General features: G+C 74.1%; 1 pseudogene. It reads right to left on the bottom strand.

What is annotated here, in order from left to right:
- Positions 1–12553 (bottom strand): annotated as a pseudogene (locus tag ABT263_RS34415) (SDR family NAD(P)-dependent oxidoreductase); the annotation flags it as partial.
- Positions 12554–12737 lie beyond the last annotated feature (184 nt).

The raw sequence follows: 12737 nt of genomic DNA, 5'->3' as shown, positions 1-12737 counted from the left end.
CCACCGCATCCGCGGCATGCACCACCACATCGCCCCAGGCGAACGGCACTTCCGGCCGCGCCAGGCGCTCGCCCGTGCCCACGATCACGTGCAGGCAGGCGTCCAGCAGAGCGGGGTGCAGCCCGAACCCGGTCACGCCCACCCCGTCCGGCAGCGCGACCTCGGCGAACAGCTCCTCGCCCCGCCGCCACGCCGCACGTATCCCCTGGAACACCGGACCGTAGGCGAGACCGCTGGCGGCCAGCGCCGGGTAGAAGCCTTCGAGGTCCACCGCCTCGGCACCCGCCGGCGGCCACTCGGTCAGCGCCTCCCCCGCCTCCGGCGCGACCGGCGTCAGCGTGCCCGACGCATGACGGGTCCACTCCTCCGCGAACGCCGCGTCCTCGGCCTGGGCGTAGACGGCCACGGCACGGCGGCCGGACTCGTCCGCCTCGTCCACCGTGACCTGCACCCGGACCGCGCCCTGCGGCGGGAGCACCAACGGCGCCTCGATCACCAGCTCCTCGACCCGCCCGCACCCGGTCTCGTCCCCGGCCCGCACGGCCATCTCGACCAGCGCCGTCCCCGGCAGGACCACCTGCCCGGCCACTACGTGATCGGCCAGCCAGGGTTGTCCGGCCAGCGACAGGCGCCCGGTCAGCACGAGACCCCCGCTGGCCGGCAGGGTCACCGCCGCGCCCAGCAGCGGATGACGCGCCGGTGACTGGCCCAGCCCGGCCGCGTCCACCGCGGCGGCAGCGGCGGGCAGCCAGTGACGCTGCCGCTGGAAGGCATAGGTGGGCAGGTCGATCCGCTGGGCGTCGGTGCCCGCGAAGACCTCGCCCCACGCGACCGCCAGACCGCGCACGAAGAGCTTCGCGAGGGCGGTGAGCAGAGCGCGGGGTTCGTCACGGCCCCGGCGCAGCAGCGGCAGCCAGACCTCGGCGGCTGCCTCGCCCTCGGTGTCGATCCGGGTCTGCGGGCCCATGCCGGACAGCACGCCGTCGGGGCCGATCTCCACGAACGTCCGCACACCGGCGGCACGAAGGGCCTGTGCGGCGTCGTGGAAGCGAACCGCCTCGCGGACGTGCTTCACCCAGTAGGCCGGGTCCGTGACCTCGTCCGTCACCGGGAGACCGGTCAGGGCGGAGACCATCGCCAGCTTGGGCACGCGGTAGCTGACGGCGGCGACGACGCGGGTGAACTCCTCCAGCATCGGCTCCATCAACGGGGAATGGAAGGCGTGCGAGACCTGGAGACGCTTCGTGCGCGCGCCCGCCTGAGCCAACTGTTGGGCGGCCTGCAGCACTTCGTCCTCGACGCCCGAGATCACCACGGCCTTGGGGCCGTTCACCGCGGCGATACCGACACCGGCCCGGCCCGCGATCGCTTCGAGAACCTGCTCCTCAGTCGCCTCGACGGCCACCATCGCACCGCCGGACGGCAGTTGCTGCATCAGCCGGCCGCGCGCGGCCACCACCGCACAGGCGTCCTCCAGCGACCACACCCCCGCCACATGCGCCGCGGCCAGCTCACCGATCGAATGCCCGGCCACCACCTGGGGGCCCACGCCCCACGACTCCAGCAAACGGAACAGCGCCACCTCAACGGCGAACAGCGCGGGCTGCGCCCACCCTGTCTCGTCGATCGGGCCCTCACCCCGGATCACACCCGCCAGCGAACCGTCCAAGTGCTCGGCCAGCCCCGCACACACCGCGTCGAAGGCCTCGGCGAACACCGGGAAGGCGGCATACAAGCCCTGCCCCATACCGACGCGCTGCGCACCCTGACCGGTGAACACGAACCCGACCTTGCCCGCACCACCCACCGACCCGGTCACCACACCCGGAACCTCACGGCCCCCGGCCAGCGCCGCAAGACCCGCCAGCAACTCCTCGCGGTCCGAGCCCAGCACCACCGCCCGCTGCTCCAGCGCCGCCCGCGACACCGCCAACGACCAACCCACGTCCAGGACGTCAGGATCAGCACGCTCAACGAACGCCGCCAACCGCTCCGCCTGACCGGCAAGACCCTCCGCCGATCGCGCCGAAAGGGACCACGGCACCACCGGCAGTTCGACACCACCGGAACGGGCGACCGGGGCATCCTGCTCCGGCGCCTGCTCGATGATCACGTGCGCGTTGGTCCCGGAGAACCCGAACGAGGACACGCCCGCGCGCCGGGGATGCCCGGCATCCGGCCACGGCTGCGCCTCGGTGACCAGCCGGACCGCGCCCGACTCCCAGTCCACGTGCGAGGACGGCGCGTCCACATGCAGGGTCGCCGGCACCACACCGCGCTGCATCGCCGCGACCATCTTGATGACACCCGCCACGCCGGCGGCCGCCTGGGCGTGCCCGATGTTGGACTTCACGGACCCCAGCAGCAGCGGCCGGTCCTCCGGTCGCCCCTGGCCGTAGGTCGCCAGCAACGCCTGCGCCTCGATCGGGTCACCCAGCCTGGTCCCGGTGCCATGGGCCTCGACCACGTCCACCTCGGCCGCGGACAACCCGGCGCCGGCCAGCGCCGCCCGGATCACCCGCTGCTGCGACGGGCCGTTCGGCGCCGTCAGACCGTTGGACGCACCGTCCTGGTTGACCGCCGTGCCGGCCACCACCGCGAGCACCTTGTGACCGTTACGGCGTGCGTCCGACAGCCGCTCCAGCACCAGGACGCCGACGCCCTCGCCCCACCCGGTGCCGTCCGCGGACTCCGCGAACGCCTTGCACCGGCCGTCGGCGGCCAGACCGCCCTGCCGGGTGAAGTCGATGAAGGTGCCGGGCGTCGACATCACGTTGACGCCGCCGGCGAAGGCCAGCGTGCTCTCGCCCGAGCGCAGCGACTGGCAGGCCAGGTGCAGCGCCACCAGCGACGAGGAGCACGCCGTGTCCACCGTCACCGCCGGGCCCTCCAGCCCCAGCGCGTACGCCACCCGCCCGGAGGCGACCCCGCCCGAGCCGCCGGTGCCGGCATAGCCCTCGACGTTCTCGGACACCGCGCCGAACGGCAGGTAGTCGTGGTAGATCAGGCCGGCGAAGACGCCGGTCGCGGAGCCGCGCAGTGTGTTCGGGTCGATCCCGGCGTCCTCCAGCGCCTCCCACGACGTCTCCAGCAGCAGTCGCTGCTGCGGGTCCATCGCGATGGCCTCACGCGGGCTGATCCCGAAGAACCCGGCGTCGAACTCCCCGGCGTCGTAGAGGAATCCGCCCTCGCCGGACAGGCTCTTGCCGACCGCCTCCGGGTCCGGATCGTGGACGTCCGGCGCCCAGCCCCGGTCCGTCGGGAACGGGCCGATCGCGTCCCCGCGCGCCTCCAGCAGCTCCCAGAACTCGGTGGGGGACGACACGCCGCCGGGGAACCGGCATCCCATGCCGACGATGACCACCGGGTCCTCGTCGGCGGGCACGCCGCCCGTGACCGCGGGCGCGGCCCCCGCCGGGCCGGGCTCGGCCGCGCCGACCAGCTCGCCCAGCATGAACCCGGCCAGCGCCGCCGGCGTCGGGTAGTCGAAGACCGTCGTCGCCGACAGGCGCAGGCCCGTCGCCGAGTTCAGCCGGTTGCGCAGTTCCACGGAGGTCAGCGAGTCGAAGCCGGTCTCGCGGAAGGCTCGGCCGGCCTCGATGCTCTCCGGTCCGGCCATGCCCAGCACCAGGGCGGCCTGCGCCGCGATCACGTCGAGGACGGCGGCGGTCCGCTCGGCGGGGTCGAGCGCCAGGAGCCTGGTGGTCAGCGCGTTCCGGCCGTCGGCGGCCGGAACGCCGGCCGTGCGCCGAGTGGGCGGGCCCGGATGCCCGGTTCGGACCAGACCGGACAGGAAGGGCGGGACCTCGCCCGAGCGGCGCAGGGCGGCGAGGTCCAGCTTGGCCGTCACCGTCAGGGCGTCGGCGGCGCGGGCCGCCGTGTCCAGCATGGCGAGGCCGTCGGCCGCGGGCAGCGGCTTCAGCCCCTGGCGGGACATCCGCTGCCAGTCGGCCCGGTCGAGCTTGGCGGTCATGCCGTGTTCCCACGGCCCCCACACCAGGGACGCGGCGGGCAGACCGGCCCGGCGGCGGGAGGCCGCCAGCGCGTCCAGGAAGGTGTTCCCGGCCGCGTAGTTGGCCTGGCCCGGGTTGCCCCAGACGCCGGCGATCGAGGAGAACAGGACGAACATGTCCAGGTCGAGGCCGCGGGTCAGCTCGTGCAGGTGCCAGGCCGCGTCGACCTTCGGCCGCATCACCGCCGCCACCCGCTCCGGGCTCAGCGAGGCCGCGATCCCGTCGTCGACGATCCCAGCGGCGTGCACGACGCCCGTCAGCGGCACACCCGCCAGGACAGCCGCGAGCTCGTCGCGGTCGGCCACGTCGCAGGCCGCCACCGTGACCTCGGCGCCCAGCGCCTCCAGGTCGGCGACCAGCTCCGGCATCCCGGCGGCCTCGACGCCACGACGCGAGACCAGCACCAGGTGCCCGGCCCGCCCGCTCTCCGCGAGGTGCCGGGCCACCAGACCGCCCAGCGCACCGGACGCGCCGGTCACCAGGACCGTGCCCGCCCCGGCGGCCGTCGCGGGAAGGGTCAGGACGACCTTGCCGATGTGCCGCGCCTGGCTCAGGAACCGGAAGGCGTCCACCGCGCGGCGTGCGTCCCAGCAGGCCACCGGAAGCGGCCGCAGGGCGCCCTCCTCGAACAGCAGGGTCAGCGACCGCAGCATCCGGCCGAGCACGTCCGGGTCCAGGTCCAGCAGGTCGAACGCCCGGTAGGCGACGCCGTGGTCGCGGCGCACCTGCTCCGGGTCACGGATGTCGGTCTTGCCCATCTCGACGAACCGGCCGCCCGCCCGGGTCAGCCGGAGCGACGCGTCCACGAACTCCCCGGCCAGGGAGTCCAGCACCACGTCCACCCCGTGGCCGGCGGACGCGGTCCGGAAGGTCTCCTCGAAGTCGGTCGTGCGGGACGACGCGACGTGCGACGCACCGACACCCAGTCCGCGCACCGCCGCCCACTTGGCGGGCGACGCGGTCGCGAACACCTCCGCCCCCAGCTGCCGGGCCAGTTGCACCGCCGCGATGCCCACGCCACCGGCGGCGGCGTGGACCAGCACCCGCTCGTCCCGCCGCAGGCCGGCCAGCTCCACCAGCGCGTACCAGGCGGTCAGGAACACCAGCGGCGCACCGGCCGCCTCCGCCATCGTCCATCCGGACGGCACCGGGGCCAGCAGCCGCTGGTCGGTCACCGCCTCGGTGGTGAACGCGCCCGTGAACAGGCCCATCACCGCATCGCCCGGCCGGAGCCCGGTCACGCCCGGACCGACCTCCAGCACGACACCGGCGCCCTCCAGGCCCAGCCGGCCCGCGTCACCCGGGTACATGTCCAGCACGTTGAGCACGTCGCGGAAGTTCACGCCCGCCGCACGCAGGGCGACCCGCACCTGACCGGCGGCGAGCGCACCCGCCTCCTCGGCACCCAGCAGGGTGAGGTTCTCCAGCGTGCCGCGCTCGTGGAAGCCCAGGCTCCACACGCGCTCCGCCGGGACCGGCAACCCCTCCGCGACGCGCGCCAGCCGGGGCACCCGCAGCTGGCCGGCCCGCACCGCGAACTGCGGCTCACCGGAGGCCACACCCTGGCGCAGCACCTCCATGGAGGCGTCCTCGACATCGGCGAGGACGATCCGGTTCGGATTCTCCGCCTGCGCCACCCGGACCAGGCCCCACACCGGAGCGGCCGCGACCTCCGTCGGTGCCTCGGGACCGGCGTCGACGGCCCGCTCGGTCACCACCAGCAGACGGGACGCCGACAGGGACTCCGCCGCCAGCCACTCCTGCACCAGACCCAGCACGTCAGCGGTTGTGCGACCGGCCGCAGCCGGGACCTCGTCCACGGCGTCCGGAACAACCCGCACCACGACCACGTCGGGCACGGCCTCCGCCGACGCCACCAGCGCCGCCAGATCCGGGAACGACTCCGCACCCGGCAGTTCCATGGTCCCGAGGACGGCCCACCGGCCGCCCTCCGTTTCCGCGCCGTCCAGGGCAACCGGGACCCACTCCACGCCGAACAGGCCGTCGCTCGCGGGTGCCGCGGCGCCCGCGAAGGGCCGCAGGACCAGCGAACCGACCGAGGCGATCAACGCGCCCGTCGCGTCGGCCAGGGTCAGCGACACGCCCTCACCGCTCAGCTCCGGGGTCACCCGGACCCTGGCCAGGGCGGCGCCGGTGGCATGCAGGTCGACGTTCCGCCAGGAGAACGGGACCTCAAGCCGGTCCCGGCGCTCGCCCGTCCCCACGATCACGTGCAGGGCGGCGTCCAGCAGGGCGGGGTGCAGCCCGAAGTCGGCGGCGCTCACGCCGTCCGGCAGCGCGACCTCGGCGAACAGCTCCTCGCCGCGCCGCCAGGCCGCCCGTATCCCCTGGAACGCCGGTCCGTAGGCGAGGCCGCTGGCGGCCAGCGCCGGGTAGAACCCTTCGAGGTCCACCGCCTCGGCGCCTGCCGGGGGCCACTCGGCCGGCAGGCTGTCGGCCGACGCCGTGGCGACCGACAGCGTGCCCGACGCATGCCGGGTCCACTCCCCGTCGGGCGCGGCCTCCTCGGCCTGGGCGTAGACACCGAGCTCCCGGCGACCGGACTCGTCCGGGCCGTCCACCGTCACCTGGACCCGGACGCCACCCTGCGCAGGGAGGACCAGCGGCGCCTCGATGACCAGCTCCTCGACCCGGGTGCAGCCGGCCTCGTCGCCCGCGCGCACGGCCATCTCGACCAGCGCCGCCCCTGGGACGACGACCTGCCCGGCGACCACATGATCGGCCAGCCAGGGCTGTGCGGCGAGTGACAGCCTTCCGGTCAGGACCACTCCGCCGGTGGCGGGCAGGGTGACGGCGGCGCCGAGCAGCGGGTGTCCGGGGTTCTCCAGACCGAGGTCCTCGGCGCGGCTGCCCGCCGTCGCGGTCAGCCAGTAGCGCTGCCGCTGGAAGGCGTAGGTGGGCAGGTCGACCTGCTGGGCGCCGGTGTCCGCGTAGACCTCTTCCCAGGCGACCGGCACGCCGCGCACGAAGAGCTTCGCGAGCGCGGTCATCAGGGCGCGGGGCTCGTCACGGCCGCGACGCAGCAGCGGCAGCCAGACCTCGGGCTCGCCCTGGTCATCCGTGCGGGTCTGCGGGCCCATGCCGGACAGCACGCCGTCGGGGCCGATCTCCACGAACGTCCGCACACCGACGGCACGAAGGGCCTGTGCGGCGTCGTGGAAGCGGACCGCCTCGCGGACGTGCTTCACCCAGTAGGCCGGGTCCGTGACCTCGTCCGTCACCGGGAGGCCGGTCAGGGCGGAAACCATCGCCAGCTTGGGCGCGCGGTAGCTGACGGCGGCGACGACGCGGGCGAACTCCTCCAGCATCGGCTCCATCAGCGGCGAGTGGAACGCGTGCGAGACCTGGAGACGCTTCGTGCGCGCGCCCGCCTGAGCCAACTGTTGCGCGGCCTGCAGCACTTCGTCCTCGACACCGGAGATCACCACGGCCTTGGGGCCGTTCACCGCGGCGATACCGACACCGGTACGACCCGCGATCGCTTCGAGAACCTGCTCCTCCGTCGCCTCGACGGCGACCATCGCACCGCCGGACGGCAGTTGCTGCATCAGCCGGCCACGCGCGGCCACCACCGCACAGGCATCCTCCAGCGACCACACCCCCGCCACATGCGCCGCCGCCAGCTCACCGATCGAATGACCGGCCACCACCTGGGGACTCACACCCCACGACTCCAGCAGACGGAACAGCGCCACCTCGACCGCGAACAGTGCCGGCTGCGCCCACCCCGTCTCGTCGATCGGACCCTCACCCCGGATCACACCCGCCAGCGAACCGTCCACGTGCTCGGCCAGACCCGCGCACACCGCGTCGAAGGCCTCGGCGAACACCGGGAACGCCTGGTAGAGGCCCTGCCCCATGCCAACGCGCTGCGCACCCTGACCGGTGAACACGAACCCGACCCTGCCCGCACCGCCCACGGACCCGGTCACCACACCGGGGACCTCGCGGTCCTCGGCCAGCGCCGCAAGACCCGCCACCAGCTCCTCGCGGTCCGAGCCCAGCACCACCGCCCGCTGCTCCAGCGCCGCCCGCGACACCGCCAACGACCAACCAGCGTCCAGGACATCAGGATCAGCACGCTCAACGAACGCCGCCAACCGCTCCGCCTGACCGGCAAGACCCTCCGCCGACCGCGCCGAAAGGGACCACGGCACCACCGGCAGGTCAACACCACCGGCACGGGCGACCGGAGCATCCTGCACCGGCGCCTGCTCGATGATCACGTGCGCATTGGTCCCGCTGATGCCGAACGACGACACACCCGCGCGTCGCGGCCGCTCCTCGGAGTGCGGCCAGGCCACCGCCGATGTCGCCAGCCGGACCGCGCCCGCCTCCCAGTCCACGTGCGAGGAGGGTTCCTCGGCGTGCAGCGTCTGGGGCACCTGCTCGTGCTGCAGGGCGAGCACCATCTTGATCACGCCCGCGACACCCGAGGACCACTGGGTGTGCCCGATGTTGGACTTCAGCGAGCCGAGCAGCAGCGGCCGGTCCTGCGGCCGGTTCTGGCCGTAGGTCGCCAGCAGCGCCTGCGCCTCGATCGGGTCACCCAGCCGGGTGCCGGTGCCGTGCCCCTCGACCACGTCCACCTCGGCCGCCGACAACCCGGCGCCCGCCAGGGCCGCCCGGATCACCCGCTGCTGCGACGGCCCGTTCGGCGCCGTCAGACCGTTGGACGCACCGTCCTGGTTCACCGCCGAACCCCGCACCACCGCGAGCACCCGGTGCCCGTTGCGCAGCGCGTCCGACAACCGCTCCAGCACGACGATGCCGGCGCCCTCGGCCATGCCCATGCCGTCGGCCTGCTCCGAGTACGCCTTGCAGCGGCCGTCCGCCGCGAGGCCCTGCTGTCGGCTGAACCAGGCGAGCCACGCCGTGGTGGCGTGCACGGTGACGCCGCCCGCCAGCGCCAGCGAGCACTCCCCCGACCGCAGCGACTGGCTTGCCAGGTGCAGTGCCACCAGGGAGGACGAGCACGCCGTGTCGACGGTGAGCGCCGGCCCTTCGAGGCCGAGCGTGTAGGCCACCCGGCCGGAGATCACGCTGGGCGCGATGCCCGACTGGAGGTGCCCTTCGAGCTCCTCGGGCGCGTTGGCGCCGTAGCCGGACGAGGAGGCGCCCACGAAGACGCCGGTCGCCGAGCCGCGCAGCCGCCTGGGGTCGATGCCCGCCCGCTCGAAGGCCTCCCAGGACAGTTCGAGGAGCAGCCGCTGCTGCGGGTCCATCGCCAGCGCCTCACGCGGGCTGATCCCGAAGAACCCGGCGTCGAACTCCCCGGCTCCGGTGATGAATCCGCCGCCGCGCGTGTAGAAGGTGCCGGCTCGCTCCGCGTCCAGGTCGAAGAGCTGCGAGAGGTCCCAGCCGCGGTCGGTGGGGAGTTCGCCGACCGCGTCGCCGCCGGTGGCCAGCAGGTCCCAGAGCTGCTCGGGGGCGCTGACGTCACCGGGGAGGCGGCAGCTCATCGCCACGATCGCGATCGGCTCGTCGGCGGCCGCTGCCGTCCGCGCCGCCGCCGTGGTGTCGTCGGTGTGCCCCAGTGTCTGCGCCCGCAGGTACTCGGACAGCGCCACCGGGGTCGGGTAGTCGAAGATCAGTGTGGTGGGCAGCCGCAGCGCGACCGCGCTGCTCAGCCGGTTGCGCAGCTCGACCCCGGTCACCGAGTCGAAGCCGAGTTCCTTGAAGGTGTGCGCGGGGTCGAGCGCCTGCGCGGAGGGGTGTCCGAGGACGGCCGCGGCGTGCGCCGCGATCAGGTCGAGGACCACCTGGTCCTGCTCGGGCCGCGACAGGCCCGTGAGCCGGCGCAGCAAGCCGTCGGCGGCGTCGAGCGGGGGTGCCCCGGCCGTGTCGTCCGCCGCGTGCGGCAGCTCCATCACCTGTGCGGAGGGGCCGCTGTCGAGCCAGAAGCGCTTGTGCCGGAAGGCGTACGTCGGCAGCTCCACCGGCCTCCCGGTGGGCAGGACCGCACGCCAGTCCACCGGCACGCCGTGCACGAAGGCGCGGGCCAGGCCCGTCACCAGGCTCGTGGTGCCTTCGTCGTCGCGCCGCTGGAGCGGGACGAAGTCGGGCTCGTCCTTCGCGGTGCCGGCCACGATGTCCGCGCCGAGCGAGGAGAGTGACCCGTCGGGGCCGACCTCGATGAACACCGAGACGCCCTCGCGGGCCAGCGTCGCCACCGCGTCGGCGAAGCGCACCGCTCCCCGCGTCTGGGCCGGCCAGTAGCCCGCCTCGGGCTCGGTGACCAGTTCACCGGTGAGCGCGCCCGCCCACATCATGTTCGGCCGGTGGTACTCCAACCCGGCCGCGGCGGCGGTGAGTTCGTCCAGCACCGGATCCATCGCCGGGGAGTGGAAGGCGTGCGAGACCCGCAGCCGCCGCACCCGGCGACCCCGCCCCCGCCACAGCTCCACCACCTGATCGACGGCCTCGACCTCACCCGAAACCACTACGGACTCCGGGCCGTTGACCGCCGCGATCACCACCCCGGGCACCAGCTCGGCCAGCACCTCGGCCTCCGGGACGTTGACCGCAGCCATCGCCCCGCCCGCCGGCAGCGCCTGCATCAACCGAGCCCGCGCCGCCACCAGCCGCGAGGCCTCGGACAGCGACAGCACCCCGGCCACATACGCGGCCGCGACCTCGCCCACCGAGTGACCGACCACCGCGTCCGGCGTCACGCCCGCGGCCTCCAGCACCGCCGCGACGGCCACCTCGAAGGCGAACAGCCCGGCCTGCGCGTACAAGGTCTGGTTCGCCAGCGACTCGTCCACACCCTCGGCGCCGAGCACGACGTCCCGGACCGAGACTCCCAACTCCAGCTCCAGCAGCCCGGACACCCGGTCGAAGACCTCGGCGAAGACCGCGCTGCCCTCATAGAGGCCCCGGCCCATCCCGACCCACTGCGAACCCTGACCGGCGAAGACCAGACCCACCCGGGCACCCGCCCGCGCCACACCCGACACCACCGAAGCCGAGGGCGTCCCGGCAGCCAGGCTCTCCAGGCCGGCCACCAGCTCGGCGCGCTCGGCCCCGAGCACGACCGCCCGGTGCTCGAACGTCGCCCGGGTGGTCGCCAGCGACGCCGCCACGTCCACCGGTTCCACCGACGGCCGGGCCGTCACCCAGTCGCGCAGCCGCTCCGCCTGGGCCGTCAGCCCCTCGGCCGACCGGCCCGACACCAGCCACGCACCGGCGCCCGGGAGGACCGGCGCCAGGTGGGGCACCTCGGCGGTCTCGACAGCCGGCGGTGCCTCCTCCAGGACGACGTGGACGTTGGTCCCGCTGATCCCGAACGCCGACACGCCCGCGCGCCGCGTGTGCTCCCCGGCGGGCCACGGCACCGGCTCGGCCAGCAGCCGCACCGCACCCGCCGACCAGTCCACCCGCGGCGACGGCTCCTCCGCGTGCAGCATCGCGGGCAGCTCGCCGTGCTGGAGCGCCAGCACCATCTTGATGACACCGGCCACCCCGGCGGCCGCCTGGGTGTGCCCGATGTTGGACTTCACCGAGCCGAGCCACAGCGGCCGGCCCTCCGGGCGCTCCCGGCCGTAGGTGGCGAGCAGTGCGCCCGCCTCGATCGGGTCGCCGACCCGGGTGCCCGTGCCGTGGGCCTCCACCGCGTCGACGTCGGCGGCGGACAGGCTCGCGTTCGCCAGGGCGCGGCGGATGACCGCCTGCTGGGCGCGGCCGTTCGGGGCAGTCAGGCCGTCGCTGGTCCCGTCGGAGTTGATCGCCGAGCCGCGCAGCACGGCCAGCACGGAGTGGCCGTTGCGCAGGGCGTCGGACAGCCGCTCCAGGACGATCAGGCCGGCGCCCTCGGACCAGACGGTGCCGTCGGCGGCGGCCGAGAACGGGCGGCAGACGCCGTCCGAGGACAGCGCCCGCAGCCCGCTGAACGCGACGAAGTTCCCCGGGGTGGCCATCACGGACACGCCGCCGGCGAGCGCCAGCGAGCACTCGCCGGACCGCAGCGCCTGCACGGCGAGGTGGATGGCGACCAGGGAGCTGGAGGCGGAGGTGTCCACCGTGAGGGACGGCCCGTGCAGCCCGAGCAGGTAGGAGATCCGGCCGGACATCACGCTGGTCGTGGTGCCGGTGAGCAGGTAGCCCTTCACGCCCTCCGGCGCCTCCTGCAGCCGGGGGCCGTACTCCCTCGGCTCGGCGCCCACGAACACGCCGGTCCGGGTGCCCCGGATCGCGGACGGGGTGATGCCGGAGCGCTCCAGGGCCTCCCACGAGGTCTCCAGCAGCAGCCGCTGCTGCGGGTCCATCGCCAGCGCCTCGCGCGGCGGGATGCCGAAGAAGGCGGCGTCGAAACCGGCGGCGTCGTCGAGGAAGCCGCCCCGGGTGAGGTAGGTCCTCCCGGCGCTCTCCGGGTCGGCGTCGTAGAGGGATTCGAGGTTCCAGTTCCGGTCCGCGGGGAACTCGGAGAGGGCGTCCCGGCGTTCGGCCAGCAGGCTCCACAGGTCCTCGGGCGAACGGACCCCGCCGGGGTAGCGGCAGCTCATGCCGACGATCGCCAACGGCTCCGCACCGGCTGCGGCACGTTCCGTCAGGGCCGGCCCATCAGTCTCGTTCACAAATCCCTCGGCATTCCGGAGTCTGGGAGTGCGATACCTGGTCGAATGTCTTTCAGCCAAGGAGAAACAGCAATGCAAAAGGGCTGAACAGAACGGCCGCACAGAAAGCTGCGTCGAAGAACCGCAC

The sequence above is a fragment of the Kitasatospora sp. NPDC001603 genome (assembly GCF_040298365.1).
Lineage (GTDB): Bacteria > Actinomycetota > Actinomycetes > Streptomycetales > Streptomycetaceae > Kitasatospora.
This window is presented reverse-complemented; position numbering and strand designations above follow the sequence as displayed.